We start from the raw sequence: 26,127 nt of genomic DNA on the forward strand, positions 1-26,127 counted from the left end.
CGAGGCGCTGTACGACCCTGCCGATATGTCCAGCCCGGATCAGATCGCGGCGATGATCGACCGTGCGCATCGGGCGTGGGGTGGCCCGGATATCATCGTCAACAATGCCGGCATCCAATATGTCTCGGGCATCGCCGACTTTCCGCCCGAGAAGTGGGACGCGATCATCGCGATCAACCTGTCCAGCGTGTTTCACATGATGCGCGGCGCGGTGCCGCTGATGCGGGCCAGGGGCTGGGGCCGGATCATCTCGACAGCCTCGGCGCACAGCCTGGTCGCCAGTCCCAACAAAGCCGCTTATGTCGCAGCGAAACACGGGGTGGTAGGGTTGACCAAGACGGTGGCGCTGGAAACCGCCACCGACGGGATCACGGTCAATTGTATTTCGCCCGGCTATGTCTGGACGCCGCTGGTCGAGCGTCAGATCCCGGATACGATGAAGGCGCGCGGCATGAGCCGCGATCAGGTGATGAACGATGTCCTGCTGGCGGCCCAGCCGACCAAGGAATTCGTCACGCCGGAGCAGGTCGCGGCGTTCGCGCTGTTCCTGTGCCGTGATGAGGCGAAGTCGATCACCGGCGCGAACCTGAGCATGGATGGCGGCTGGACCGCGGCGTGACGATATTCCTGGACATCACATCCTGCGCGCGGCGCGCTGTCGGCATCGGCGCGCTGACTGCGCTGGCGGCGTGCGGCACGGTCCGGTCACGCGACGCGGGGCTGCCGCCGCCGCCGTCGCCACCGGCGATGGGGGCGCCCGGCACCGCCAGCGGGTGGCGGAAGGTCGCGACCGTGGCGGATCGCCAGCGTCTGCGCGACTGGCGGCGCGCGTGGCTGTCGGCGCTGAACGCCGCGCGGCGCAGCGATGCCACGGCGATCGCGGAGCAAGGCGCGCTGTTCCAGCCGGACCTCGCCTTGTCGGACCCGGTTCCCCCGCCTGGCGATTACCGCTGTCGCGCCTTCAAGCTCGGCAACCAGGGGGGCGGCGGAGGCGCGATGCCTGCCTTCGTGGCCTATCCCTGGTTTGCCTGTCGCGTCGGCGTTTCCGCCGATGGCGCGGCGCAGTTCGTCAAGTTGACCGGATCGCAGCGTCACGTCGGGACGATCTATGCGTCCGAACCGCGACGCGCGGTGTTCCTCGGCTCGATGATGCTCGGCGACGACGCCCGCGCCTTGCCCTATGGCCGCGATCGTGAACGCGATATCGCCGCCTGGGTGGAGCGGGTCGGGCCGCGCCGCTGGCGGATGGCGATGCCCTATCCCGCATTCGAATCCACGCTGGACGTGCTGGAGCTGGTCCCGGCGGATTAGCCTTGGGTCGGGAGGCGGCTCACAGGCTCTACCGCGTCTTTCTTCCCCGTCATCGTGCCGGGGGCCGATTCCACCGCATCGACCGGCGCGGTGGCGTCGGTCAGCGGGGGGTGCATCGCGAACCATTGCCGGCCGCTCTGTTCGATGATCGTCTGCCCCGGATTGGCCGCGATCACCGCGCGCAGATAGCTGCTCGGCTTCTTCATCAGTTTGGGAAATTCCACCTGGGCCAGTCCGGCACGCCGCGCGGCCTCGCGCACGAAGGTGACGCAATTGCGCTTGCCGAGATTATAGGTGGCGTCCCCCGTCTTCTCGTCCCATGCGCGGATCAGCTGCAGGATCGCGGTATATTGCGCGTCGCTCAGCACACGCTCGAACCGGGCGTAGCTGCCCTCCATATAGGTCCTCTTCGGGCGTTCGATGCGGCCCGCCACGTTGCCGAACAGCAGCGCCGGGCTGACCGACTTCGCGGTGAAGCCATAGCTTGCGTCGACCGGCGCACCGCCACTGTCCGGCGTGCCACGCAACGTGAAGAAGGTGTGGGGGAAATAGGTGCCGAAATCGCGGCTCCAAAACGTGATCGTCACCGCCGCCTTCGCCGGCATCGCGGCAAACAGCATCAGCAGCATGGCGAGCGCCGGCCAGGGCATGACGCGAAGACGAGACGGGCGGGCAGACGACATGGCACGTTCCTGGCAGCGGAGAAGAAGCGGCAGGGCAGGGGTAAAGCGTTGGAACAACGCCGTACAGCGCCCCGCTGCACCGGGTGCGGCGGCCGATGACATCATTCGTAACATGACTTCATCGACCGGCGACGGCACGCGCGCGGCATGTCACGCGCTCGTCATCTGGCCGTCATTCTTCTCGCCGTCGCTGCCGGGCTGGTTTCCACCCCCGCGGCGGCGCGAACGGACCACAATCTCGGCTTCTGGCTCAACCTGACCGCGCAGGGAAAGGTCGCGGGCAGGGGGGCGTGGTTCGTGGAGCTGCAACCACGCCTTCAGGACGAGCTGTCACGTGTCGACCAGGTGCTCGCGCGGACTGCGGTCGGCTATGAGGTCGCCAAGGGGCTTACGCTTTACCAGGGCTATGCGCACATCTTCCTGCCGGTCGCCGGCACCGGAGACCCGAACGAGGATCGCCTGTTCCAGCAGATCAGCTGGACCATCCCCGGCCTTGCACGCGGTGAACTGTCGTCGCGAACGCGAATCGAGGAGCGGTGGCGCTCGGACGGCAGAGAGATGCAATGGCGCGTGCGAGAGATGGTGCGGTTCGAATTTCCGCTCGGTGGCGAAAAGAGCGTGCGGGCGCTGACATCCAGCGAAGTGTTCTGGGTGCTCAACCGCGTCGATTGGCGAGCGCGTAGTGGCTTCGACCAGGTCCGCACCTTCGTCGGCGTAGAAATCCCCGTCGGTGGGACGTCGACGATGGAGGCCGGCTACCTCAATCAGGTCATCGATCAGCCAGGCGCGCGATCGACCGTCGCGCACAATATCGCGTTATCGGTGTTCTGGCGGTGGTGACGCTTCAGGCGCCCGCGTCGGTCAGCCGCGCGAGCTGATCGTCGGACAGTTGCAGCGTCATCGCGCCGAGCAACTCGTTCAGCTGCGTGACTGACGTGGCGCTGGCGATGGGGGCTGTGACGCCGGGTTGCGCGATCAGCCAGGCGAGTGCGATCTGCGCCAGCGACGCGCCCGACTCTTCCGCGACAGCGTCCATCGCCGTCAGCATCGCAGCGCCTTTTCCCTCCAGCAGGTCGGTCATCCGTCCGCCGCGCACGCTTTGGCCAAGGTCGTCGCGGGAGCGATATTTGCCGGTCAGGAACCCCGCGGCGAGGCCGTAATAGGGCACCACCCCGATATTCTCGACGACGCAATAATCCTGCAACTCGCCTTCGAACTTTTGCCGGCTGACCAGATTATATTCGGGCTGCAGCACCTGATAATGCGGCAAGCCCAAGGCGCGGGCGGTTTCGACCGCCGATTTCAGTCGGGAGGCATGAAAGTTCGACGCGCCGAGCACACGGACCTTGCCCGCCTTGACGAGCGAGGCAAAGGCTTCCGCCACCGCCTCCTGTGAGGGACCGTCATCGTCCTGATGCGCGAAATACAGGTCGATCCGGTCGGTGCCGAGCCGCTGCAACGAGGCATCGCAGGCGGCGATGATACGTGCCGGCGCGAGCTTCTCGCCGCCCTCACCGGGCAGCATGCCTACCTTGGTCGCGATCAGCACATCGTCGCGACGGCCGCTACGGGCCAGCCACTCGCCGATAACACTTTCGGACTCGCCGCCCTTGTGGCCACTTACCCAGGCCGAATAGACGTCGGCGGTGTCGATCATCGTGCCGCCACCGTCCACGAACGCATCCAGGACGGCAAAACTCGTTTCGCGATCCGCAGTCCAGCCGAAGACATTGCCCCCCAGAACCAGCGGCGCGATCTTCAGGTCGGATGCGCCGAGGCGGCGGAGCGGCTGATCGTTCATGGCTGGTTTCCCGTCACTTCCTCTAGCGCAACGCTGTTCGCATCGAGCATCGCCGCGGCATCGTTCAATTGCTGGTCCTGATCCGCGGTCAGCCCAGGCGTGGTGCCGTCGCGATCCGAGCAGGCCGCCACGCCCAGCAGCAGCGCGAGCCAGATTGGCGCCGCGGCCAAGCCGCGGCGAGACGTTCCGCCCGTCCGCCAGCTTTCCCGCAGCGCCATAACGATCAGTTTTTGTCGCGCAGGTCGTCGCCGGCCCGCACCATCGCATTGCCGGTCGCATCGGCCGCCGCGTCACCCGCGTTGCTCAGCTTCGCGCCTGCGCGGTCGAGCGTCTTTTCCGCCGAATTGAGCGCGCGATCGGTCGCATCGTCGACATCGTCAGCGGCTTCGCGGGTCGTCGCGGTGGTGTCCGCAGCAATGGCATTGCCCGCTTCGGCGGTTTCGTTCTTCGCGCGCTCGCTGCATGCCGCGAGCGACAGAGCGGTAGCGGCCGACAGTGCCAGAATCATGGTACGCTTCATGGGTTTCACTCCCCTGTTTGTGATGGCCGCGCCGTGCGGACATCTCATCGATTGTTACGCCGGCACAATAGCCGGGGCGGGTTTGCGAACGCCAGAGCAGCGCGAAAGGGTCCCGACGACGATCCCGTTTGACCTCATATAAAGATATCTTTATATGTCGTTGGATGAAAGCCGCGCTCGACATTTTCCGTGCCTTGGCCGACGAGACGCGGCTGCGCATCGTCGCGTTGCTGGGTACGATGGAGCTGTCCGTCGGCGAATTGGCGCAGGTGCTCGGGCAGAGCCAGCCGCGCGTGTCACGCCATGTGAAGATCCTGTGCGACGCCGGCATTGCCCAGCGCCGCAAGGAAGGCAGCTGGGTGTTTGTCGCGCTGGGACAGGAGATGCTGGTCGCGCCGGTGATGGCGGCGCTGTCCGCCTGGGATGTCGGGGCGGAGGTGCAGGCTGATATCGCGCGGCTGGCGGCGGTGCGTGCCGATCGCGCCGCGGCGGCGGCGGCGTGGTTCGAAACGCATGCCGGCGAATGGGATGCGATCCGGTCGCTGCATGTGGCGGAGGAGCAGGTCGAGGCGGCGATGGTGTCGATCCTGGGCGCGGCGAAGATAGGGCGGCTGATCGATATCGGCACCGGCACGGGCCGGATGATCGAGCTGTTCGCGCCCAGCGCGACGCACGCCCTGGGGATCGACAAGAGCAGCGAGATGCTGCGGTTGGCGCGGGCACGGGTGGGCGCGCGCGGGCTGGCGAATGCCGAATTGCGGCAGGCGGATCTGTACGCCTTGCCCTTGGGCGACGCGGCGGCGGACGTCGCGATCCTGCACCACGTCCTGCATTTCGCGCAGCAGCCGGGCGCCGCGATCGTCGAGGCGGCGCGCGTGCTGTCGCCGGGCGGGCGGTTGCTGATCGCGGACTTCGCGCCCCACGATCGCGAGGAGTTGCGCGCGCGCGACGCGCATACGCGGCTTGGCTTCTCCGATGCGCAGATCGAGCGCTGGTTCACCGCCGCCGGGCTGTGGCCGGCGCGGATCGAGACGCTGTCGGGCGGGGAGCTGACGGTGAAATTGTGGCTCGGGCAGAAAGCCGGCGAGCCGTTGCATGAGGTGAAGGCGGCATGACGATCTCGGTCAATCAACTCGAGGAGGCGCGTCGCGCCCTCGATGCACCGCTCTACGCCGATGTGCGCGGCGACGTGGAGGTGAGTTTCGAATTTTCCCCGCCGAAGACCGACAAGGCCGAAGAGGGGCTATGGCAGTCGATTGAAACCCTGTGCCCACTTGGGCCGCGCTTCCTGTCGGTCACCTATGGCGCGGGCGGATCGACGCGCGATCGCACTCACGCCACGGTCGCCCGTATCGCACGCGAAACCCAGGTGCCGGCGGCCGCGCACCTGACCTGCGTCGAGGCCACCCGGGCGGAGATCGACGCGATCGCGGAGGAATATTGGGCGGCGGGCGTGCGCCACATCGTCGCGCTGCGGGGCGATCCGCCCGCCGGCGTCTCCAGCTACGCGCCGCATCCCGGGGGCTATGAGAATGCGGCGGCACTGGTCGCTGGATTGCGGCGGCTGCACCCGTTCGAGATTTCGGTGGCGGGCTATCCCGAGGGGCATCCGAATTCGGCCGACCAGCGTTCGGATCTCGACAATCTGAAGCGCAAGCTGGACGCCGGCGCGAACCGCGCGATCACGCAATTCTTCTTCGAGGCCGAAACCTTCTTCCGGTATCGTGACGCCGCTGCGGCAGCGGGCATCGACGCCGAGATCGTGCCCGGCATCATGCCGATCGGCAGCTTCGCGGGTGTGCAGCGGATGGCGGCGATGTGCCGCACCGACGTGCCCGGCTGGCTGGTGCGATTGTTCGACGGGCTGGACGACAAGCCCGCCGCGCGGCAGCTGGTCGCGGCGACCGTGGCCGCCGAACTGTGCCGCAAGCTGTACGCCGGCGGTGTCAAGCAACTGCATTTCTATACGATGAACAAGGCGGAGCTGAGCTTCGCGATCTGCCATCTGCTCGGTGTGCGCGCGCGGCCGTGCACCACCGCCGCGGCGGCGTGACCGGACGTGATCGAGCGGCACCCCGGCGAAACCCGGGGTTTCGGGCGCTACGCACGCCCCGGCCGAACAGAGGCACCGGCGCGCGCCGGTGCGACGGAGTAAGAGCATGACCATCCGCGAAACCTTCTGCGCCGAGGCGGCGAAGCGCATCCTGATCACCGACGGCGCGTTCGGCACCGAGATCCAGAACTGGAAGCTGTCCGAGGCGGATTATGCCGGCGCTCTTGGCCTGACGCACGACCAGAAGGGCAATAACGACATCCTTGCGCTGACCGCGCCGCATGTGCCTGCTTCGATCCACCGCGCCTATTTCGAGGCGGGAGCGGATATCGCGGAAACCAACACCTTCTCCGCCAACCGGATCAGCCAGGCCGATTATGGCGCGGAGCATCTGGTGCGCGAGATCAATGTCGAGAGCGCGCAACTGGCGCGACGGATCGCGGACGAATTCCAGGCGAAGGACGGTCGTCCGCGCTTCGTCGCGGGGGCGATCGGGCCAACCAACAAGACGCTCTCGCTCAGCCCCGACGTCAACGACCCCGGCTATCGCGAGATCGACTTCGACCATCTCAAGCAAGTCTATCGCGAACAGATCGACGCGCTGGTCGAGGGCGGGGCGGACATGGTGTTGATCGAGACGGTGTTCGACACGCTCAATGCCAAGGCGGGGATCATGGCCGCGCTGGAGGCGGGCGACGCGCTGGGCCGCGACCTGCCGATCATGCTGTCGATGACGCTGACCGATCTGTCAGGTCGTAACCTCTCCGGACATACCGTCGAGGCGTTCTGGCACGCGGTGCGGCATGCGAAGCCGCTGACGATCGGGCTGAATTGCTCCTTCGGTGCGGAGCAGCTGCGCCCGCACGTCAAGACGTTGAGCGAGATCTGCGATACGCTGATCATGGTCTATCCCAATGCCGGCTTGCCCAACGAACTGGGCGCCTATGACGAGGCGCCGGCGACCACCGCCGGGCTGGTCGCCGAATGGGCGCAGGCGGGCCAGGTGAACGTGCTGGGCGGTTGTTGCGGCTCGACCCCCGCGCATATCGCCGCGATCGCGGAGCGGGTGCGCGGCGTCGCTCCGCGCGCGGTGCCGTCGCCGGCGGTGCGGACACGGCTGGCAGGGCTGGAGCCGTTCACGATGGCGGCCTAGCCGCCCGCACCTTGACGATCACCCCGGTGCAGGCCGGGGTCCAGAGCCACATGCGCTGCCGCCCGGAACTCCGGATCCCGGTATGCGCCGGGATAATGCTGTTGCTATGACCACCAACTCCTCCACCTCGTTCGTCAACATCGGTGAGCGGACCAACGTCACCGGATCGGCGGCGTTCAAGAAGATGATCATGGCGGGCGACTATGCGCGCGCCGTCGAGGTCGCGCGACAGCAGGTCGAGAATGGCGCGCAGGTGGTCGACGTCAACATGGACGAGGGGCTGCTCGACGCGCACCATGCGATGACGACCTTCCTGAAGCTGATCGCCGCAGAGCCGGATATCGCGCGCGTGCCGGTGATGATCGACAGTTCGAAATGGGACGTGATCGAAGCGGGGCTGAAATGCGTCTCCGGCAAGCCGATCGTCAATTCGATCAGCATGAAGGAAGGCGAGGAGGCGTTCCTGCATCACGCGCGAATCTGCATGCGCTACGGCGCGGCGGTGGTGGTGATGGCGTTCGACGAGCTGGGGCAGGCCGATACGCAAGCGCGCAAGGTGGAAATCTGCGAGCGTGCCTACAGGCTGCTGGTCGGAATCGGCTTCCCGCCGGAAGATATCATCTTCGATCCCAATGTGTTCGCGGTCGCGACCGGGATCGAGGAGCATAACAATTACGCCGTCGATTTTATCGAGGCCTGTCGCCTCATCAAGGCGCGCTGTCCGCACGTCCATATTTCGGGCGGGCTGTCGAACCTGTCATTCAGCTTTCGTGGCAATGAGCCGGTGCGCCGCGCGATGCATTCGGTGTTCCTCTATCACGCCATTCCCGCGGGAATGGACATGGCGATCGTCAACGCCGGGCAACTCGACGTGTATGACGCGATCGATCCCGAATTGCGCCGGGCGTGCGAGGACGTTGTCCTCAACCGCGATCCCGAGGCGGGCGACCGGCTGGTCGCGCTGGCGGAGAAATTCCGCGGCACCGATGCCGTCGCGGAAAAAGCCGCACAGGAATGGCGCGGCTGGGATGTCGTCAAGCGGCTGGAACATGCGCTGGTGAAGGGCATCGACGCGCATGTCGTCGAGGATACCGAGATTGCGCGTCAGGATATCGCCGCGCGCGGCGGGCGCCCGATCGAGGTGATCGAAGGGCCGCTGATGCAGGGCATGAACGTCGTCGGCGACCTTTTCGGCGCGGGCAAGATGTTCCTGCCGCAGGTGGTGAAGAGCGCGCGGGTGATGAAGAAAGCGGTCGCGCATCTGTTGCCGTTCATCGAGGCCGAACAGTCGGCAGGCGCGAAGGCCAAGGGCCGCGTCGTGATGGCGACGGTGAAGGGCGATGTGCACGATATCGGCAAGAATATCGTCGGCGTCGTGCTGCAGTGTAATGGCTTTGAGGTGATCGACCTGGGGGTGATGGTGCCCTGGTCGAAGATTCTCGAGGCGGCGAACGAGAATGACGCCGACATGATCGGCCTGTCAGGCCTGATCACGCCGTCACTGGACGAGATGGTGACCGTGGCGGAGGAGATGCAGCGCGCGCAGATGCGGATGCCGCTGCTGATCGGGGGCGCGACCACCTCGAAGGTGCACACCGCGCTGCGTATCGCACCCGCTTATACCGGGCCGGTCGTCCACGTGCTCGATGCCAGCCGCGCGGTGGGTGTCGCGACGACGCTGGTGTCGGAAACCCAGGCCGAGGCCTATGTCACGAACGTCGCTGCCGAATATCAGGCAGTACGCGACGCGCGCGAGGGCAAGGGGCAGAATGCGCTGCTGCCGCTCGACGAGGCGCGTCGGCGCGGCTTTGCCGCTGACATGGCGCTGAAGGCGCCCGCGCCGGTGCAGCCGGGCGTGCACGTGTTCGACGATTGGGATCTGGCGGACCTGCGCCGCTACATCGACTGGACGCCGTTCTTTCGCGCTTGGGAATTGGCGGGCACCTATCCGGCGATCCTCGACGATGCGATCGTCGGGGAGAGTGCGCGCTCGCTGTACGAGGATGCGCAGGCGATGCTCGATCGCGTCGTTTCCGAGAAATGGCTTGTCGCGCGCGGCGTTGCCGGCCTGTGGCCGTGTCACCGGCATGACGATGACGTCTGGGTGCACGATCGGCATAGCGTCGACACGCGCACGCCCGATGGCGGCGGCGTTCCCGCCGGGCTGCACCTTCCCGACCTGAACCGATCGAACGAACATTCGACGCGGCTGCCGTTCCTGCGTCAGCAGATCGCCAAGCGCGAGGGCCGCGCGAACATGTCGCTGGCGGACTTCATCGATCCCGCTGGTGACTGGATCGGCGGCTTCGCGGTCGGCATTCACGGCATCGACGCGCATCTGGCGCGCTACAAGGCCGACAATGACGATTACAACGACATCCTGCTGAAGGCGCTGGCGGACCGTCTGGCGGAGGCGTTCGCGGAGGCGCTGCACGCGCATGTCCGCACCACCCTATGGGGTTATGCCCCCAACGAGCAGCTTACCAACGAGGCGCTGATCCGCGAGCAATACCGCGGCATTCGCCCGGCGCCCGGCTATCCCGCCTGCCCGGAACACAGCCTGAAGCGCACGTTGTTCGACTTGCTGGACGCCGAAGCCAATGTCGGGCTGGAGCTGACCGAAAGCTTCGCGATGCTGCCGACCGCGGCGGTCAGCGGTTTCTATTTCGGGCATGCGCAAGCCGAATATTTCGGCGTGGCGCGGATCGGGCTTGATCAGCGGGACGATTACGCCCGGCGGCTGGGGGTCGACGAGGAACGTGCGACGCGACTGTTGCGCCCGAACCTCGACTGACCCCGGCGGGGTGGCAAGCGACGCCGGTTACCGGAAGAGCAGCAACGCCACCTTCACCGAGGTGACCACCGCCGCCCAACTGGCGAGCGAAAGGATCATCCACACCCCGATGCGTCGACGACGGCTCATCGTGTCGGCCACCATGCATCCTTCCCCATAGATCGACAGGATCGATTGCGGCTGTAACTAACACAAAAAACGACTCGCGAGAATAGCGCTCCCACGCCCGGAATGAGTAAGTAATTCGGCAGAGTGATCGTCCCGATCGATATCGTTGCAAGACGCCATGATCGTTTGCATGCGAAGGCGCGTCGATCGGTTGCCGGGATTGCAGGGATGAAGAAATCGACCGGGCGAAGGCGTTGAGCCTGTCCGAAGGGGGCAGGATCGATATGGCGGAACAGCGACAGGCGCAGGCGACGGACCAGGCGGCCGGCCGGGGGGGATGGCTGGCGGCGATCCGTGCCAATCTGGTGTTGTATGGCGCGCTCGCGGCCAATGTGGGAATCGCGGTGGCGAAGTTCATCGCCGCCAGTCTCACCGGCTCCTCGTCGATGTTGACCGAGGGCGTTCACTCCCTGGTGGACAGTGGCAACCAGATCCTGTTGCTGCACGGGCAAAAACGCGCCGCGCGCGCGCCGGATCGGTTGCATCCGTTCGGCTATGGTCGGGAACTGTATTTCTGGGCGTTCGTGGTGGCGATGCTGATCTTCGCGCTTGGCGCAGGCATCTCGATCTACGAGGGCTACCTGCATATCCTTGAACCCGAACCCCTTCGCGATCCGGCGGTCAACTATATCGTGTTGGGAATCGCCTTCGTGCTGGAGGGGGGATCCTGGACGCTGGCGATGCGCGAATTCAACGCCACGCGCGGCAATGCCGGCTGGTGGAAAGCCATACGGGCGTCCAAGGATCCCGCCGGCTTCATGGTTCTGTTCGAGGATAGCGCCGCGCTGGCGGGGTTGGTGCTGGCCGCGATCGGCGTCTGGGCGAGTCATCATTTTGCTGAACCGCGGCTCGATGGCGCGGCGTCGATCGCGATCGGCGCGCTGTTAGCGGCGGTGGCGCTGTTGCTGGCGCGCGAAGCAAAGGGACTGCTGATCGGGGAGAGTGCAGACGCAGGGCTGATCACGACGATCCGCGAAACGCTCGCTCGCCGGCCGCAGATCCGCGCGGTCAACCACGTTCGCACCATCCATACTGCGCCGGAGGCGATCTTCGTCGCGATCAGCGCGGACTTTGCCGACGAACTGACGATGGGCGACGGCGAGCGGCTGATCGAGGATATCGAGCGGGAGTTGCATGATCTTCTCCCGCAACTGGCGTCGATCTACATCAGGCCCGAACGCCGCGAGGACGCGATCGTCGCATGATGGTCAGGCGATGATGCGGCGTCGTGCGGATGCGCGAGCGGGCTCCGCTGCATCTAGCGCGCGATGGCCCGCCGCTTGTCGCGCCGTTGCCGGGCCGGTTTGATCTCGGGCCGTTCAAGCACCGGCAGCGCGCTGTCGTCGGTGCTGCGCAGGCGATCGAGGAAGAAGTTGATGCCCGCCACCGCCTCGGCCTCGACGCAATACCAGAGACCGTCGTCTTCCAGCCGAAGGTAACCGAGCGCAGCGAGGCGACGAAGCTTGCGCCGGACGGTTTCGCGCGGGATCGACGAGATGTCGGCGATGCTCAACGCATTGATGCCGCGCGACTGAACCGCGTGGCCGCGCCGGGCGGGCTTCGCCGCGGCGGCGAAGATCAGATAGATGACCAGCAGGTCGAGGTCGCCATCGAAATGGCTGCGCAGGGCGATCAGCGCGCCGGAGAGGCGGGCGTACCAATGCGCGGTTCGAGCGGCGCGCGCCTCGAACGTATCGGTCGCGCGCACCCCTTCGCCGCGCGATCCCCCGGTGAGAGGAAGAACGATCACCTGCGGCGCCGATCGATACAGGAGAAGCGTAGCACCCAAATCATGACCCGGGTCTAAGGAGGCCGCGGGTAAGACTTCAATGTAGTTAATTCTGCATCAACGTAATCACTGAAAAATTAACGGGATACCGCCATTCCGCGAGATCGGTCACGAAGACAGGCGCAGGCCACCGATAGTCTGGGCGATCTTGGCGAACGCGGCGCGCAGCGCTGCGGTGTCGGTTGCCACCGCCCAATGTGCACTGTCGCTGGCGCATTGCTGCAGCGTGGTGGACAATTGGGTCACGCCGAAGCCGACCACCCAGACCGTGAAGCCCTTGCCCTTCATCTGATTGCAGATGATCTCGGTACGCCGCTGGTGCGCAGCGTTCATGTCGGAGTCGCTCGCGTTCGTCGGGCGGATGCGACCGTCGAGATTGTTGATACCCCACGGATCGTTGGCGGCGGCGCGCGTATCGAGGGTGCCGTCGGTCATGAACACGATGTTGCGCGATACCTGATACGCCCCCGGTGCGGCGGCATCGGCATTGGTAGTGCCGAAAATGCCGTCCTGCGACAGGAAGCGCCCGCCCCAGATCAGCCCGATATCGTGATAGGTGCCGCCGACGGCGGTCAGCGAGTCGACATAGGCGCTGAACGATGCCGAGCTTTTCGACGTGGCGTTATAGTCCGATGCATATTGCTGCAGCACCGACGCTTCGCGCGGGCAAGCAGCGAAGCCGCTCGCCACCCAGCCACGATCGCGGCCAAGCCACCAGCCGCTTCGATCGAACTGGATGTCCGGCAGAAACGGTTTCCAACGGGTCGCCGCGCTGTTCGGGATCAGGTCGATCATTAGGTCGAATGCGTCGCTGGGGGGAGTGATCGAGGATCCCGTGGTGATCGTGTTGTTGCTCGACGCTTCCTCGATGCAACCATTCCACCCAATCGTCGACGGCGTCGAAACCGTATAGGTATAGGTGCGCCCGTTGGAGGAATAATAACCGTTGTTGATGTTCGGGTTGTTGGCCTGGCCCGTGCCCGTATAATAAGTGGGATTCGCCGCCGTACCGTTTTGTACGACAGTTGAAACATCGTAATTGATCCGCTGGTATGTCCAGGCGACCTGCAAATTTCCTCTGTAATCCCGGTAGGTATAGGCGGACCGCGACTGATACGGCACGTTCTCGCTACCTGTTCCGCCCGCAATATACGCCCGGTTCAAATTGTAGATGATCCGGCCGACATTGACGTTGCTGGAATAAGGCATGAAGCCGTAGCGCACCCGCCCCGGGCCCGACGGCGCGCCAGGCCCCAGAGCGCCGTAAAAGTCCTTCACCGCCTGCTTGAGCCCGTCGAGCTTGCTCGTCGTTTCCCCGCTGGACGCGGGATCGGCCATCGATCCGGTGACGTCCAGCACGAACATCACGTCGGTGTTGGGGATATTGAGCGTTGCCTGGCACGACACCGACACGGGGATGGTGGTAAAACCGAAGATCTTCATCAACGTCGTCGGCAAGGTTACCGAGGCGTTCCCGACGACGGTGCCGTCGCCTCCCTTGGCGAACGAGCGAGCGATATTCCGCCCGTCATAGGTTCCGGTCGGAAAGTTGAAGTCGAAGAATTCGTTCGCCTTCGCCTGCTCGGCGCCGCTCAGCGCAGTGACGTTCTGCATCGCCTTTCGGCCAGCGAGCGCTCCGGCGTCGCAAGCCTGCTGCAGCCGGGCATAGGTCATATAGACACGGCTGACGTCGACCGCGCCGCCGATCATCGCGATCAGCGGGATGATACCGATCGCGGTCATCATCATCACGTTGCCCGAGCGTGACCGGCCGATCCGCCCGAGCAATGCGCCACGGCACGTCGCCGGCGATTGGCCGGAAGACCCGTTGATGGTCGTATGCAAATCCCGCCCCTGCATGACGTCAAGCTATGCGCCCGACAGGCATAATGGAGCCTGAAACGACGTGGTTAACGTGGCGGAACTGTAAGTCTCGAACAGTGCGATTGAACGCACCGCCGACTGATTCGGCGTAAGTCTATAATAGCGCGATCATATGCGCACATACCGGAAGTACCAGACCTCGTGCCCATGCCGGCGCGCCTTGCGTTCGTAACGTGTTTCGGGCCAGTCGTCGGGTCGGTGAAGAAAATCCTCAGGGCGTCGCGCTTGCCATAGGAAGTCGCGGCGCTGGTCCATCACCATCATCGCCCAACGGCAATAGGTCGGGTCGTCGGTGCCCAGGCGGAACTCGGCGCCCGGCCTCAGCTTGCGCGCGATCAGGTCGAGCGGGCCGTGGTTCATCATGCGCCGCTTCGCGTGACGTGCCTTTGGCCAGGGGTCCGGGTGGAGCAGGTAGACGCGCTCCAGCGAGGCATCAGGCAGCCGTTCGATCACCTCCAGCGCGTCACCCATATGAATCCGCACGTTGGTGAGCCCGCCGTCGCGGATATGGCCGAGCGCGCCGACGACACCGTTGAGGAACGGCTCGCAGCCGATGAAGCCCGTGCCGGGCGCGGCGGCGGCCTGCGCTGCGAGATGCTCCCCCGCGCCGAAGCCGATCTCCACCTGTAACGGCCGCTCGTCGCCGAACAGGCGCTCCGCGTCGAGCGCGCCATCGGCTGGTACCGATAGCAGCGGCAGCGTTTCCTCGACCAGCGCGGCTTGGCCGGCGCGAAGCGCATGGCCTTGACGCCGGCCATAGAGCCGGCGGATCGTTGTGGGATCATTCATGCAGCGCCGCCTAACGGCTTTGGCGCGGAAACGAAACGGAGGACGATCAATGCGTGGGTGGACGATCGGCGTGGCGACCATGGCGCTGGCAGCGCCGCTGGCGGCATGGGGGCAGTTGCAGACGCCCCGGTCGATTTCCATGCAGCGAGCGCCCGAGGGGTGGCGCCCGGCGGTGTTCGTCTGCGACGCGATCGACGGTGATCGCGTCCTGGTGCTATCCGCCCCGGACAAGGCGCGCCGGGCGATGTTGAGCGTGTTCGCCCGACCCGGCCTTGCCGGCCAGCAGACGCCGGTGCGTATCGGCGCGGGCGATGCCGGTGCCGGCCAGATATGGTATCCGCTGCTCGACGGGGCGGGGCAGTCGACGGGTGCGGTGCACGCCGTCAATCCCGGCATGGTCGATCCGCCCGCCACCACGCCCGCGATCGTCGGGGTGCGCTGGGCCGGACATGAGAATGTCTGCCGCTTCATGCCGCAGACGCGCATCCTGGGGGTCACCGCACGCCGGTCGATCCAGATCACGCAGACGCCAACCAACGGCTATCGCTATCGCAGCTACAACGCCGATTCGAACCTGCCCGAGTTGCCGCAGGCGGGCGCCGGGCACGATACGCGCGCATCGTTGACGATCGACAATGGGCGGCTGGTCGACCAGCGCGGCGGGCGCCGGGTGTTTGAGTTCAACAACGCCGGCTATGTCTATCGCGTGCTGGCATCGGTGGATACGGCGAAGGGCGGCGGCGGCGTGCAGGTGTGGCGCGATGGCCGTATGGTGCTGGCCGAGCCGTTCGTCGCCTATACCGCCGCGCTGCAACCCTAATCGGGTACGAAAACAACCGTGCGGGAGCGAAACGGTTCGCCGTCCGTTCGCTCCCGATGGGAAAAGATGTCGAGACGGAAGCGGTCGAGGATCTCAAGGCCGCCGAGCCGCGAGAGGTGCACCGGGCGGTGCGCGAAGAGGGGGAGCGCGAGCTCGATCGGCCCACCGCGTCGCTGTTCTGGTCCGCGCTGGCGGCCGGGCTGGCGATCAACGCCTCGTTGCTGGCGGAGGGCGCGCTGCATCTGGCGCTGCCCGAGTCCCCGGCGAAGACGCTGCTGGTGAGCTTCGGCTATCCGATCGGCTTCGTCATCGTCATCCTGGGCCGTATGCAGTTCTTCACCGAAAGCACGATCACCGCGATGCTGCCGCTGGTGGCGCGGCCAACGCGGGCGGGGCTGCGCCGAACGATGCGGCTATGGGGAATCGTGCTGAGTGCCAATCTGATCGGCACCGCGGTCGCGACCCTGGCGCTGTCCTATGCCGGGCTGATCGATATCGCGCTGCGCGAAGCGATGGTCGAGGTGTCGCAACGCATCCTCACCCATGATGCGCTCGCCACCTTCCTGACCGCCATTCCGGCGGGCTTCCTGATCGCCAGCATCGCCTGGATGCTGCCCAATGGCCGCGAACAGGCCTTTTTCGTGATCTTCGCGGTGACCTGGACCGTCGGTGCGGCCGGGCTCAGCCATTCGGTGGTCGGGTCCGCGGAGGCATTTCTGTTGATGTGGCACGGTGACGTATCGGTTGGGCGGACGCTGGCGACGCTGATTCTGCCGGCGGTGGCGGGCAATCTGCTGGGGGGCGCCGGGTTGTTCAGCGTCCTTGCGCATGGTCAGGTCAGCGGCGAGGTCCCGGCGGCTGGTGGCGAGGATTGGTGACGATGGGCAAGAAGAGCAAGGACAAGCTGCGCAAGGCGGCCAAGCAAGAACATCGGGCGACGATCGCGACGCAGGCGTTGATCGGATCGGCGATCACCCGCGCGCTGACGCCGGTGGCCAAGGCCACTGACGAACCACCGCTGCTGGCATTGGGGATCGGTACGCTGGCGCTGGGGGCGGCGTTGCGCCGGCCGGCGCTGGCCCGCAGTGGCGCGCGTATGCTGGCCAGTCACCTGATCGCCACCGGGCTGAAGACGGTGATGAAGGCGAGCGTGGATCGCGTCCGCCCGAATGCGGCGCGTGACGGATCGGAAATCGGCGCCGGCCACGGTACGGACGATAGCAGTCGCAACGCCTTTCCCTCAGGCCACGCCGCCGGGGCGGTGGCGGTGGCCCGGGCGGTCGGGCACGACATGCCGGCCGTCGCGGTGCCGGCACAGCTGGCTGCGGGAGTGGCCGGCGCGGGGCAGGTCGCACGCGGCGCGCATTATGCCACCGATGTCGCGGCCGGGGCGGCGATTGGCTGGGTTGCGGAACGACTGGCGAGTTGGGCGTTCGGCACGATCGAGCGCTATGGCGAGCAACGCGCGACATCGGCGGCGGAGGCCGAAACCGAAGCGCACCCAAGCTGATCGACCGGGAAGGGGAGACTATGGCCATTGATCGTCGCCGCGTCGAAAGCGGCGGTTTCATTCTGTTTCTGGCGCTGATCACGATCGGGCTGGGCGTGATCGTCGCCAGCTTCGTGGGGGCACTGCTATGGGCGGCGCTGGCCGCGCTGCTGTTTCAGCCGATGTACCAGCGCATGCTGATCCGATTGAACGGGCGGCGCAATCTGGCGGTGGCGCTCACCTTGCTGATCATCACCTTCGCGGTCGTCGTGCCCGCGCTGATCCTTGCCAGCCTGGTGATCGATCAGGCGGCGGGCGTGTATCAGCAGATGCGGTCCGGCCAGATCAACTTCGCCGCCTATTTCGAACAGGTGCATGACGCCCTACCGACGCGGTTGCGGCAATTGCTCGACTCCTACGGCTTCGGCAGTTTCGAGCGGGTGCAGTCACGGCTCAGCGCCGCGGTCAGCAACAGCGTCAGCGTGATCGCGCAACAGGCGCTGTCGATCGGGCGCAATGCGGCGGCCTTCCTGCTGGCGTTCGGCGTCGGGCTGTATGTCACGTTCTTCCTCCTGCGCGATGGCGCGTGGCTGGGCCCGGCGGTGGTGCGGGCGATGCCGCTCGAACGTGACGTGGCGGACCGGCTGGCGGCCAAGTTCGTGGCGGTCGTTCGCGCCACGATCAAGGGATCCGGTGTCGTCGCGCTGGTGCAGGGCGGGCTGGGCGCGATCACCTTCTGGATCGTCGGTCTGCCAGCGGCGCTGCTATGGGGCATGTTGATGGCGATCGCGGCGCTGCTGCCCGCGATCGGGCCGGCGATCATCTGGGGTCCGGTAGCGGTCTATCTGCTCGCCACCGATTCGATCTGGCAGGCGGCGGTGGTGATCGCATCGGGGGTGCTGGTGATCGGCCTGGCGGACAATATCCTGCGTCCGATCCTCGTCGGGCGGGACACGGGTATTCCCGACTGGCTGGTGCTGGTCACCACTCTGGGCGGGATCGAGGCGCTGGGGCTTAGCGGCATCGTCGTCGGCCCGGTGGTGGCGGCGCTGTTCATCACCGGCTGGCAGGCGATGGCGGAACAGCGCGGCGTCCCCGCGACGGCGGTGGGGGACGAAGAGAGGCGCTGACGCGCGCCGAGGGTAGAGGGGCGGGTGGCGAACCACCCGCCCGGCGTGATCCTCAGCCCGCGACGGCGGCTTTCAGATCGTCGACCAGATCGGTCTTTTCCCAGGTGAACAGATCACCCTCGGCGTCGCGGCCGAAATGGCCATAAGCCGCGGTCTTCGAATAGATCGGCTTGTTGAGCTTCAGATGCTCGCGGATGCCCTTGGGGGTCAGGCGTACCAGCTTCGGCAGCGCGGCTTCCAGCCGGGCTTCCGCGACCGTACCGGTGCCGTGCAGATCGACATACACCGATAGCGGTTCGGCGACGCCGATCGCGTAGGAGAGCTGGATCGTGCAACGCTTGGCCAGTCCCGCCGCGACCACGTTCTTCGCCAGATAGCGGGCGACATAGGCGGCGGAGCGATCGACCTTGGTGGGATCCTTGCCGCTGAACGCGCCGCCACCGTGGGGGGCTGCGCCGCCATAGGTGTCGACGATGATCTTGCGCCCGGTCAGGCCAGCGTCACCGTCCGGGCCACCGATCTCGAACAGGCCGGTCGGGTTGACGTAAATCGCCTTGTCCTCGGGCAGCCAGCCGTCGGGCAGCACCTCGGCGAACACGCCCTTCACATAGTCGCGCAGCTTCGCCTGGCCGGCGTCGTTCGACAGGTCCGCCGAATGCTGGGTGGAGACGACAAGCGCGGTCGCCTTCACCGGGACGCCATTCTCATATTGCAGCGTCACCTGGCTCTTCGCATCCGGCTCCAGGAAGGGGGCCGCGCCCGAATGACGATCCGCCGCCATGCGCTCCAGGATCTTGTGGCTGTAATAGAGCGTCGCTGGCATCAGGCCCGGGGTTTCGTCGGTCGCATAGCCGAACATGATCCCCTGGTCGCCGGCGCCCTCGTCCTTGTTGCCGCTTTCGTCGACACCCATCGCGATATGCGCCGACTGGCCGTGCAGATTGTTGAGGAACTTGAATTCGTTCCAGTGGAAGCCCGACTGCTCGTAGCCGATCCGCTTCACCGTGGCACGCACCGCCGCCTCGATCTCCGCCTCGACGCCAGGGGCCCATTGGTCGTTTTCATACACGCCCTTGCCGCGGATTTCCCCCGCCAGCACGACGAGCTGCGTCGTCGTCAGCGTCTCGCATGCGACGCGCGCTTCGGGATCCTTCGACAGGAACAGATCGACGATCGCGTCGGAAATCTGATCGGCGACTTTGTCGGGGTGGCCTTCCGACACGGACTCGGACGTGAAGATGAACGACTGACGCATGGACGCTCCAGTGAGAAATAAAGACATAAAGCTATCTTTATGTCTTTATCGGGCGCGACGGCGAATGGCAACGGCGATGGCGACCAGCGCGAGGCCGCACAGCAACGCGGCCGCGTTGCCCAGCCGTGCGAACAGCGTCGGCGGCAGAGCGGGTGGCAAGGGCGCTTCCGCCGCGCCGGGGGCATGATGCGGCACCGTGGCCAGCACCGTGCCGTCGGCGGCGATGATCGCGGAATTGCTGTTGGGGGTGGCACGGACGATCGGCAGCCCTTCCTCGATCGCACGCATTTGCGCCTGTCGCAGGAATTGCGGCGGACCCCATGCGCCGAACCACGCCTCGTTGGACGGATTGAAGATCAGGCGAGGCCGCCGGGCCCGATCGATCACCTGCCCCGAGAAGATGATCTCATAGCAAATCTGAACCCCGATCGCGCCGAACCCCGGCAGCGTCAGCGTGCGCGGGCCGGGGCCGTCGGAGAAATCCATGTCGCCGGGAACGAGGCGCGACAGGCCGAGCGGCTTCAACAGCCAGGGCATCGGCAGATACTCGCCATAGGGCACCAGATGCGCCTTGTCGTAGCGTCCACGGATCCGCCCGGCGGGGTCGATCACGAAGACCGAATTGGCGGCGGTGTCGGGATAGACGGAGGTGCCGAAATGCAGCGCGGTGCCGCCGGTCATCAGCATGTCGCGCGGGCCGAGCACCGACGCCATGCGCGCGCGGGTGGCATAAGGGCTGCTGTCGCCATAGATCCACGACGGATAGCCGGGCTCGATGAAGTCGCGGATGACGCCCTCGGGCCAGACGACCAGGCGCGGCACCGGGCCAGGGCGGCCCGACAGCTGCGTCAGGCGGGCAAGCATCATCGCCTGATCGCTCTCACCGCGCTGATCCTGCGGCACGGCGGGCTGTACCGCCACCAGACGCGGCGCCGTCGCCGGGGCGGTGGGCAGCGGCGTCAGGGCGACGCGGACGACCTGCACCAGCACGATCGTGACCAGCACCGCGCCCAGCCGCCAGCGGCGACGCGCGACACCGAGCGCCAGCGCGCCGGCTGTGACGATCAACAGCCCCGACAGCGCATACGTGCCGATGTCGCGCCCGAACAGGGCGACCGCCCGGAACGGCAGCCCCAGCCACATCACACCGAGCGGATCCCAGGCGTAACCGGTAAACACCCAGCTTCGCAGCCATTCGGTCAGCATCCAGGCGGCGGCGAACAGCAGGACCCACGCGGCATCCAGCACCGGTCGCCGCAACCGCCACACCAGCCACGCGGCAAGCGCAGGATAGACCGCGAGATACAATGCCAGCGCGACCGGCGCCGCATAGCCGATCACCGGCGGCATCCGGTCCTGAAAGTCGAACGCATGCTGGAACCAATTGTCGTTGATCGTGAAATGGCCGACCCCGAAGGCCCAGCCGCGCCACGCCGCTTGCCGCGCGCCCGGCGCTTCATGGACCAGCGCCATCCACAGCGCGATACACGGCAGCGCCAGCCACCAGGCATCGAGCGGCGCGAAGCCACAGGCGGCGGCCGCGCCGAGCAGCAGGGCGGTCAGGGCGGGATAGCGGCGGGTGAGGGCGATCATCGTCGGGGGTGATGTCCTGATCAGTGCGTGGCGACAAGCCGGAACGAGCGCCTGGTGCAAAGGGTGGTGACGGGTGCCTGCGCGCGGCGTATCACAGGCGCATGACACTGCGCCCGTTCCATCTTGCTTTCCCCGTCCACGATCTGGCTGCCGCGCGCGCTTTCTATCGCGATATCCTTGGATGCCGCGAAGGGCGGTCGAGCGATACATGGATCGATTTCGATTTCGGCGGCCACCAGATCGTCGCGCATCTCGATCCCGCCGCCCGGGCGGTGACGGTCGAAAATGCGGTCGACGGGCATGACGTGCCGGTGCCGCATTTCGGCATCGTGCTGACGATGCCCGATTGGCAGGCGCTTGCCGAACGGGTGCGTGCGGCGGGGATCGTCTTCGGCATCGCGCCCCATGTCCGCTTCGAAGGGCAGGCGGGCGAACAGGCCACGATGTTCTTCCGCGATCCCAGCGGCAACGCGCTGGAGTTCAAGGCGTTCGCGGACGATCGCATGTTGTTCGAAACCGAGAGGAATGCCGCATGAGCCAGCCGATCGAGGTCGACCTGCCGCATCAGCTCGGCACCGCCGCCGCCAGGCAGCGAATCGAGGGCGGCTTTGGCAAGTTCGCGAATTATGTGCCCGGCGGACATGTCACCGAGCATCGCTGGGACGGCGATACGCTGCATTTCACCGTCGAGGGGATGGGGCAGCGCGTGGCGGTGCGGCTGGAGGTGGCGGACCGCAATGTCCATGCCGTGTTCCAGCTTCCCGCCTTCCTGGCGATGTTCGCGGAGCCGCTCCGCGCCAAATTGCAGAAGGACGGGCCGAAGCTGCTGGAGTAGCGCGGAGCGTGCGCCGCGGGTTAGCCGGCCGCCGCCACGCGCCAGATCACATTCCCGACATCGTCCGCGACCAGCAGCCCCCCGGTGCGATCGGTGATGACGCCGACCGGGCGACCATGCGCCTTTCCGTCGGCGTTGACGAAGCCGGTCAGCACGTCGATCGGCTTGGCATTGGCGACCGGCCAGCCCGCCTCCGTGAACGGCACGAACACCACTTTATAGCCGGACAGCGGCGCGCGGTTCCAGGAGCCATGCTCGCCGATGAATGCACCGCGCGCGAAGCGATCGCCCAGTTTCGCGTCGTTGGCGAAGGTCAGCCCCAGCGCCGCGACATGCGGCCCCAGCGCGTAATCGGGGCGCTTCGCATATTGCTGCAGCTGCGGGTTCTTCGGCTCGACGCGCGGATCGACATAGCCACCCCAATAATACCAAGGCCACCCGAAATGATCGCCCAGTTCGACCGCGGTCAGATAGTCGGGAACGAGGTCCGAACCCAGCATGTCGCGTTCGTTGACGACCGTCCACAGGCGGTTGGTGCCGGGCACCAGCGCCATGCCATTGGCGTTGCGCAGCCCTGCGGCGAAGATGCGGAAGGTCTTTTCCTTCGGATAGACCTGCAGAATCGCGGCGCGGAAGCGTTCCTTGTCCAGCCCGTTCTCGGCGATGTTCGAAGCCGACCCCACCGAGACGTAGAGGGTGCGGCCGTCCTCCGCCGCGATCACGTTGCGTGCCCAGTGATTGCCGCCCCCCGGCAGTTTGACGACCAGCTCGGGCTTGGCGGTGATCCTGGTTGCGCCTTCCTGATATGGCACGCGCACCAGTGCGTCGGTGTTGGCGATATACAACTGCCCGTCGAGCAGCGCCATGCCATAGGGTGAGTTTAGCCCGGTCATGAACGGCGTCTTCACCTCGGCGACGCCGTCTCCATCGGCATCGCGCAGCAGCGTGATGCGGTTTGCCGAGGGCACCGCCGCGCCCACCCGCCCCATCAGCATCCGCATCACCCAGCCCTTGATGCCACCACCGTCGCGGGGCGGGGAGTTCGTCTCGGCGACCAGCACATCGCCGTTGGGCAGGCGATACAGCCAGCGCGGATGGTCGAGGCCGGTCGCAAAAGCGGCGACCTTCAGTCCGGTGGCCGGAACCGGGGTTTGCCCCTGCGCCCAGCCGATCGGCTTGGCGGTCTTCACCGTCGGCAGCACCTGTTCGCGCGGCGCGGTGATCTCGGGTCGGGCGCCGGCAACGTTGGCAAGATCGACCCGCGCCTTGTCGGGCCAGGCCAGCCAGGCGACCACCGCGATACCGACGAGAAGGACAAGACCGATAACGGCGAGGATGTGTCTGCGCATGCCGGGACCCTAGCTGCTTTTGCGGGGTGGGTGAACCATCGGTACGGAGAAACGCGGGGCGGGGCGCTTGGCCCGGATCGTGCTGTATCGCCGGCCTTCGACCGGGCCCGTGGACATCCGCCCGACAGACGGAAAAAGGCCGCCGACGTGGGGGGCACGCCGGCGACCCCCGACCACGCAGCATTCGGGCGACCCGAAGGGCATGCAAGGCCGGAAAACGCGGAGGGGACCGGGCAATGACGCCCGGTCCCCTCGATCCTTCAATGGCTTACTAGCTGAACTCTCAGCGGCGAACCAGTTCAAAACGATCGGCATCCATTACCTTGGTCCATGCCTTGACGAAGTCGTTCACGAACTTTTCTTTCGCGTCGTTGCAGGCATATATCTCGCACAGCCCGCGCAGTTGCGAGTTGGAGCCGAACACCAGATCGGTGCGGGTGGCGGTCCACTTCTCCTCGTCGGTGGCGCGATCGGTGCCGATATAGGTCTCGTCCCCTTCGCCATCGACCTGCTTCCAGGCCGTGCCCATGTCGAGCAGATTGACGAAGAAGTCGTTGGTCAGCTGGCCGACACGATCGGTGAAGACGCCATGCTTCGCGTCACCGTGGTTGATGCCCAGCACGCGCAGGCCGCCGACCAGCACCGTCATTTCAGGCGCGCTCAGCTTCAGCAACTGCGCACGATCCACCAGCAATTCGTCGGTGGGGACGTTGAACCGCACCTGCAGATAGTTGCGGAAACCGTCGGCCTTGGGCTCCAGCACGTCGAAGCTTTCGGCGTCGGTCTGCTCCTCGGTCGCATCGGTGCGGCCCGGCGTGAATGGCACGGTGACGTCATGCCCCGCGTCCTTCGCCGCCTTTTCGATGGCCGCTACACCGCCCAGCACGATCAGGTCGGCGATCGAGACCTTCTTGCCGCCGCTCGCGGCGCCGTCGAAGTCGCTCTTGATCTGTTCCAGCACGCCCAGCACCCGTGCCAGCTTCGCCGGCTCGTTGACGTCCCAGTCCTTCTGCGGGGCCAGCCGGATCCGCGCGCCATTCGCGCCGCCGCGGTGATCCGACCCGCGATAGGTGGACGCCGATGCCCAGGCGGTGCGCACGAGATCGGACACCGACAGGCCGGAGCCGAGCAGCTTCGCCTTCAGCGACGCCACATCGCCCTGATCGATCAGCGGGTGATCGACCGCCGGGATCGGATCCTGCCAGATCAGATCTTCCTGCGGCACGTCGGCGCCGAGGTAACGCACCTTCGGCCCCATGTCGCGGTGGCACAGCTTGAACCAGGCACGCGCGAAGGCATCGGCGAAATAATCCGGGTCGGCCCGGAATTTCTTCATGATCTCCAGGTACTTGGGATCGACCTTCATCGCCATGTCGGCGGTCGTCATCATCGTCGGAACGCGACGGTCCGGGCTATGCGCGCCCGGCGCCAGCGTCTCTTCGGGATTGCCGACCGGCTGCCACTGCTTCGCCCCGGCGGGGCTGCGGACCAGCTCATATTCATGGTCGAGCAGCATGTCGAAATAGGTCATGTCCCATTTGATCGGGGTCGGGGTCCATGCACCTTCGATACCGCTGGTGATCGTGTGGTCGCCGAAGCCGCTTTCATGCGACGACGTCCAGCCGAGGCCCATCTGCGCGATATCCGAACCCTCCGGCTCGGCCCCGACCAGCGAGGCATCGCCCGCGCCATGCGCCTTGCCGAACGTGTGGCCGCCCGCGGTCAAGGCGACGGTTTCCTCGTCGTTCATGCCCATCCGGCCAAAGGTTTCGCGAATGTCGCGGGCCGATTGCGCCGCGTCGGGATGGCCGCCGGGGCCTTCGGGATTGACGTAGATGAGGCCCATCTGAATCGCCGCCAGCGGGCTTTCCAGCACCATTTCGCGGTCCGGCTGGATGCGGGTCTGGTTGTCGGCATGACCGACCCATTCCTCTTCCGTGCCCCAATAGACGTCCTTCTCGGGCTCGTAATCGTCCTGGCGGCCGCCGCCGAAGCCGAACACCGGGCCGCCCATCGATTCGATCGCGACGTTGCCGGTCAGGATGAACAGATCGGCCCAGCTGAGCGCGCGGCCGTACTTCTGCTTGATCGGCCACAGCAGGCGGCGCGCCTTGTCGAGATTGGCGTTATCCGGCCAGCTGTTGAGCGGAGCGAAACGCTGCGCGCCCGAGGTCGAGCCGCCGCGACCGTCGCCGGTGCGATAGGTGCCGGCCGAATGCCAAGCCATGCGGATGAAGAACGGACCGTAATGCCCGTAATCCGCCGGCCACCACGGCTGACTGTCGGTCATCAGCGCACGCAGATCAGCCTTCACGGCATTCAGATCGAGCTTCAGGAATTCCGCGGCATAGTCGAAGTCATCGCCCCACGGATTGCCCGTCAGCCCCTTCTGATGAAGTCTACCGCGCGGCAGCTGGTTCGGCCTCCCATCGCGGTTTGTTCGGCCCAGCTAAGCGCGGAGCGCGGCGGGCTCCTTCATCGGGCAGCTCAGCGGGCTGCCGTCGGCGATCTTGTCCATTCGAACTTCTCCTCTCAAGCGCCGCCCCTGCCGGAGCGATCGGCCGGGCACACTTTGCCCCAGCCTCTGTTCGTTTCGATGACACGACCCTACCCGCCGGGCGGTAATCGGAAAAATGCGAATTAACGAACGGCATGATCGAGCAAGGCGATCAGCAAGCGCCATCATATAAAGAGGGGAAGGCGGCACCGGG

General features: G+C 66.1%; 24 protein-coding genes and 1 pseudogene. 14 read left to right on the forward strand and 11 right to left on the reverse strand.

Annotated elements, in window-relative coordinates; all coding sequences use genetic code 11:
- A partial coding sequence (locus ACFDSW_RS04875; RefSeq protein ID WP_375249154.1) for a 3-hydroxybutyrate dehydrogenase occupies window positions 1-619 on the forward strand: 619 nt, incomplete at its 5' end.
- Window positions 616-1,311, forward strand: coding sequence for a DUF4893 domain-containing protein (locus ACFDSW_RS04880; RefSeq protein ID WP_375249155.1), 696 nt, complete (start codon window positions 616-618; stop codon window positions 1,309-1,311). The genes ACFDSW_RS04875 and ACFDSW_RS04880, both read left to right, overlap by 4 nt.
- Here ACFDSW_RS04880 and ACFDSW_RS04885 read toward each other — a convergent pair.
- On the reverse strand, window positions 1,308-1,961 hold the full coding sequence (locus ACFDSW_RS04885; RefSeq protein WP_375249156.1) for a hypothetical protein: 654 nt from the start codon (window positions 1,959-1,961) through the stop codon (window positions 1,308-1,310). The two genes, ACFDSW_RS04880 and ACFDSW_RS04885, sit on opposite strands and share 4 nt — an antisense overlap.
- A gap of 180 nt (window positions 1,962-2,141) precedes the next feature.
- On the opposite strand from ACFDSW_RS04885, the gene ACFDSW_RS04890 reads away from it, so the two are divergent.
- Complete coding sequence (locus ACFDSW_RS04890; protein WP_375249157.1) at window positions 2,142-2,834, forward strand: DUF2490 domain-containing protein; 693 nt, start codon at window positions 2,142-2,144, stop codon at window positions 2,832-2,834.
- A 4-nt stretch (window positions 2,835-2,838) separates the two neighbouring features.
- Here the strand turns inward: ACFDSW_RS04890 and ACFDSW_RS04895 are convergent, their stop codons facing one another.
- From ACFDSW_RS04895 to ACFDSW_RS04905, 3 genes are read right to left on the reverse strand one after another with little or no spacing between them, the layout of a single operon-like run.
- The gene (locus ACFDSW_RS04895; protein WP_375249158.1) at window positions 2,839-3,795 is read right to left on the reverse strand and encodes an aldo/keto reductase; all 957 of its coding nucleotides are present in this window, start codon (window positions 3,793-3,795) and stop codon (window positions 2,839-2,841) included.
- Window positions 3,792-3,965 (reverse strand): hypothetical protein, encoded by a 174-nt coding sequence (locus tag ACFDSW_RS04900; protein WP_375249159.1) that lies wholly within the window; start codon window positions 3,963-3,965, stop codon window positions 3,792-3,794. The genes ACFDSW_RS04895 and ACFDSW_RS04900 overlap by 4 nt, the downstream gene beginning before the upstream one ends.
- 53 nt (window positions 3,966-4,018) lie before the next feature.
- Window positions 4,019-4,315, reverse strand: a complete 297-nt coding sequence (locus ACFDSW_RS04905) for a hypothetical protein (protein WP_375249160.1) — start codon at window positions 4,313-4,315, stop codon at window positions 4,019-4,021.
- Window positions 4,316-4,479: 164 nt separating this feature from the next.
- Between ACFDSW_RS04905 and ACFDSW_RS04910 the strand changes: the two genes are divergently transcribed.
- The 5 genes from ACFDSW_RS04910 (at window position 4,480) to ACFDSW_RS04930 (ending at window position 11,688) form a co-directional block, all read left to right on the forward strand.
- Entirely contained in the window at window positions 4,480-5,430 is a 951-nt protein-coding gene (locus ACFDSW_RS04910) for an ArsR/SmtB family transcription factor (protein WP_375249161.1), read from the forward strand.
- Entirely contained in the window at window positions 5,427-6,368 is a 942-nt protein-coding gene (gene metF, locus ACFDSW_RS04915; protein ID WP_375249162.1) for a methylenetetrahydrofolate reductase [NAD(P)H], read from the forward strand. The genes ACFDSW_RS04910 and metF overlap by 4 nt, the downstream gene beginning before the upstream one ends.
- 106 nt (window positions 6,369-6,474) lie before the next feature.
- Complete coding sequence (locus ACFDSW_RS04920; protein WP_375249163.1) at window positions 6,475-7,521, forward strand: homocysteine S-methyltransferase family protein; 1,047 nt, start codon at window positions 6,475-6,477, stop codon at window positions 7,519-7,521.
- A gap of 106 nt (window positions 7,522-7,627) precedes the next feature.
- Window positions 7,628-10,315 carry a methionine synthase gene (gene metH, locus ACFDSW_RS04925; RefSeq protein ID WP_375249164.1) on the forward strand — a complete coding sequence of 896 codons (2,688 nt, stop codon included), beginning with the start codon at window positions 7,628-7,630 and terminating at the stop codon, window positions 10,313-10,315.
- Between the two features lie 392 nt (window positions 10,316-10,707).
- Window positions 10,708-11,688 (forward strand): cation diffusion facilitator family transporter, encoded by a 981-nt coding sequence (locus tag ACFDSW_RS04930; RefSeq protein WP_375249177.1) that lies wholly within the window; start codon window positions 10,708-10,710, stop codon window positions 11,686-11,688.
- A 53-nt stretch (window positions 11,689-11,741) separates the two neighbouring features.
- Here the strand turns inward: ACFDSW_RS04930 and ACFDSW_RS04935 are convergent, their stop codons facing one another.
- The 3 genes from ACFDSW_RS04935 to ACFDSW_RS04945 form a co-directional block, all read right to left on the reverse strand.
- Window positions 11,742-12,233: a hypothetical protein gene (locus tag ACFDSW_RS04935; RefSeq protein ID WP_375249165.1), complete on the reverse strand. Its 492-nt coding sequence runs from the start codon at window positions 12,231-12,233 to the stop codon at window positions 11,742-11,744.
- Window positions 12,234-12,380: 147 nt separating this feature from the next.
- Window positions 12,381-14,117 (reverse strand): TadE/TadG family type IV pilus assembly protein, encoded by a 1,737-nt coding sequence (locus tag ACFDSW_RS04940; protein WP_375249166.1) that lies wholly within the window; start codon window positions 14,115-14,117, stop codon window positions 12,381-12,383.
- Window positions 14,118-14,264: 147 nt separating this feature from the next.
- Entirely contained in the window at window positions 14,265-14,945 is a 681-nt protein-coding gene (locus ACFDSW_RS04945; RefSeq protein ID WP_375249167.1) for a tRNA (guanine(46)-N(7))-methyltransferase TrmB, read from the reverse strand.
- 49 nt (window positions 14,946-14,994) lie between these two features.
- On the opposite strand from ACFDSW_RS04945, the gene ACFDSW_RS04950 reads away from it, so the two are divergent.
- The 4 genes from ACFDSW_RS04950 to ACFDSW_RS04965 are packed head-to-tail and all read left to right on the forward strand — an operon-like array spanning window position 14,995 to window position 18,384.
- A complete protein-coding gene (locus ACFDSW_RS04950) occupies window positions 14,995-15,765 on the forward strand; it encodes a hypothetical protein (protein ID WP_375249168.1) in 771 nt (256 codons plus the stop codon).
- A 56-nt stretch (window positions 15,766-15,821) separates the two neighbouring features.
- Window positions 15,822-16,643 carry a formate/nitrite transporter family protein gene (locus tag ACFDSW_RS04955; protein ID WP_375249169.1) on the forward strand — a complete coding sequence of 274 codons (822 nt, stop codon included), beginning with the start codon at window positions 15,822-15,824 and terminating at the stop codon, window positions 16,641-16,643.
- A gap of 2 nt (window positions 16,644-16,645) precedes the next feature.
- Window positions 16,646-17,275, forward strand: a complete 630-nt coding sequence (locus ACFDSW_RS04960; protein ID WP_375249170.1) for a phosphatase PAP2 family protein — start codon at window positions 16,646-16,648, stop codon at window positions 17,273-17,275.
- A 20-nt stretch (window positions 17,276-17,295) separates the two neighbouring features.
- Window positions 17,296-18,384, forward strand: coding sequence for an AI-2E family transporter (locus ACFDSW_RS04965; protein ID WP_375249171.1), 1,089 nt, complete (start codon window positions 17,296-17,298; stop codon window positions 18,382-18,384).
- A 52-nt stretch (window positions 18,385-18,436) separates the two neighbouring features.
- Here ACFDSW_RS04965 and metK read toward each other — a convergent pair whose 3' ends face one another.
- Together metK and lnt are read right to left on the reverse strand one after the other, a co-directional pair.
- Window positions 18,437-19,639: a methionine adenosyltransferase gene (gene metK / locus ACFDSW_RS04970; protein ID WP_375249172.1), complete on the reverse strand. Its 1,203-nt coding sequence runs from the start codon at window positions 19,637-19,639 to the stop codon at window positions 18,437-18,439.
- Between the two features lie 45 nt (window positions 19,640-19,684).
- Entirely contained in the window at window positions 19,685-21,232 is a 1,548-nt protein-coding gene (gene lnt, locus ACFDSW_RS04975) for an apolipoprotein N-acyltransferase (protein WP_375249173.1), read from the reverse strand.
- Window positions 21,233-21,333: 101 nt separating this feature from the next.
- Here lnt and ACFDSW_RS04980 point away from each other — a divergent pair, with 101 nt between their 5' ends.
- The gene (locus tag ACFDSW_RS04980; protein WP_375249174.1) at window positions 21,334-21,768 is read left to right on the forward strand and encodes a VOC family protein; all 435 of its coding nucleotides are present in this window, start codon (window positions 21,334-21,336) and stop codon (window positions 21,766-21,768) included.
- The gene (locus tag ACFDSW_RS04985; protein ID WP_375249175.1) at window positions 21,765-22,067 is read left to right on the forward strand and encodes a polyhydroxyalkanoic acid system family protein; all 303 of its coding nucleotides are present in this window, start codon (window positions 21,765-21,767) and stop codon (window positions 22,065-22,067) included. Before ACFDSW_RS04980 ends, ACFDSW_RS04985 begins: the two co-directional genes overlap by 4 nt.
- 20 nt (window positions 22,068-22,087) lie before the next feature.
- On the opposite strand, the gene ACFDSW_RS04990 is transcribed toward ACFDSW_RS04985, so the two are convergent.
- Window positions 22,088-23,416 (reverse strand): PQQ-dependent sugar dehydrogenase, encoded by a 1,329-nt coding sequence (locus tag ACFDSW_RS04990; RefSeq protein ID WP_375249176.1) that lies wholly within the window; start codon window positions 23,414-23,416, stop codon window positions 22,088-22,090.
- Between the two features lie 283 nt (window positions 23,417-23,699).
- Window positions 23,700-25,934 (reverse strand): annotated as a pseudogene (katG, locus tag ACFDSW_RS04995) (catalase/peroxidase HPI).
- Window positions 25,935-26,127 lie beyond the last annotated feature (193 nt).

It is taken from the genome of Sphingomonas sp. (assembly GCF_042091075.1).
In the GTDB taxonomy this organism is placed as follows: domain Bacteria; phylum Pseudomonadota; class Alphaproteobacteria; order Sphingomonadales; family Sphingomonadaceae; genus Sphingomonas.

What these genes read in the sequence shown, in the direction of transcription:
- ACFDSW_RS04885 (WP_375249156.1), bottom strand. Translation starts at nt 1,961, where the DNA reads ATGCCCTGGCCGGCGCTCGCCATGCTGCTGATGCTGTTTGCCGCGATG.
- ACFDSW_RS04890 (WP_375249157.1), top strand. Translation starts at nt 2,142, where the DNA reads ATGTCACGCGCTCGTCATCTGGCCGTCATTCTTCTCGCCGTCGCTGCC.
- ACFDSW_RS04895 (WP_375249158.1), bottom strand. Translation starts at nt 3,795, where the DNA reads ATGAACGATCAGCCGCTCCGCCGCCTCGGCGCATCCGACCTGAAGATC.
- ACFDSW_RS04905 (WP_375249160.1), bottom strand. Translation starts at nt 4,315, where the DNA reads ATGAAGCGTACCATGATTCTGGCACTGTCGGCCGCTACCGCTCTGTCG.
- ACFDSW_RS04910 (WP_375249161.1), top strand. Translation starts at nt 4,480, where the DNA reads ATGAAAGCCGCGCTCGACATTTTCCGTGCCTTGGCCGACGAGACGCGG.
- metF (WP_375249162.1), top strand. Translation starts at nt 5,427, where the DNA reads ATGACGATCTCGGTCAATCAACTCGAGGAGGCGCGTCGCGCCCTCGAT.
- ACFDSW_RS04920 (WP_375249163.1), top strand. Translation starts at nt 6,475, where the DNA reads ATGACCATCCGCGAAACCTTCTGCGCCGAGGCGGCGAAGCGCATCCTG.
- metH (WP_375249164.1), top strand. Translation starts at nt 7,628, where the DNA reads ATGACCACCAACTCCTCCACCTCGTTCGTCAACATCGGTGAGCGGACC.
- ACFDSW_RS04930 (WP_375249177.1), top strand. Translation starts at nt 10,708, where the DNA reads ATGGCGGAACAGCGACAGGCGCAGGCGACGGACCAGGCGGCCGGCCGG.
- ACFDSW_RS04945 (WP_375249167.1), bottom strand. Translation starts at nt 14,945, where the DNA reads ATGAATGATCCCACAACGATCCGCCGGCTCTATGGCCGGCGTCAAGGC.
- ACFDSW_RS04950 (WP_375249168.1), top strand. Translation starts at nt 14,995, where the DNA reads ATGCGTGGGTGGACGATCGGCGTGGCGACCATGGCGCTGGCAGCGCCG.
- ACFDSW_RS04955 (WP_375249169.1), top strand. Translation starts at nt 15,822, where the DNA reads ATGGGAAAAGATGTCGAGACGGAAGCGGTCGAGGATCTCAAGGCCGCC.
- ACFDSW_RS04960 (WP_375249170.1), top strand. Translation starts at nt 16,646, where the DNA reads ATGGGCAAGAAGAGCAAGGACAAGCTGCGCAAGGCGGCCAAGCAAGAA.
- ACFDSW_RS04965 (WP_375249171.1), top strand. Translation starts at nt 17,296, where the DNA reads ATGGCCATTGATCGTCGCCGCGTCGAAAGCGGCGGTTTCATTCTGTTT.
- metK (WP_375249172.1), bottom strand. Translation starts at nt 19,639, where the DNA reads ATGCGTCAGTCGTTCATCTTCACGTCCGAGTCCGTGTCGGAAGGCCAC.
- lnt (WP_375249173.1), bottom strand. Translation starts at nt 21,232, where the DNA reads ATGATCGCCCTCACCCGCCGCTATCCCGCCCTGACCGCCCTGCTGCTC.
- ACFDSW_RS04980 (WP_375249174.1), top strand. Translation starts at nt 21,334, where the DNA reads ATGACACTGCGCCCGTTCCATCTTGCTTTCCCCGTCCACGATCTGGCT.
- ACFDSW_RS04985 (WP_375249175.1), top strand. Translation starts at nt 21,765, where the DNA reads ATGAGCCAGCCGATCGAGGTCGACCTGCCGCATCAGCTCGGCACCGCC.
- ACFDSW_RS04990 (WP_375249176.1), bottom strand. Translation starts at nt 23,416, where the DNA reads ATGCGCAGACACATCCTCGCCGTTATCGGTCTTGTCCTTCTCGTCGGT.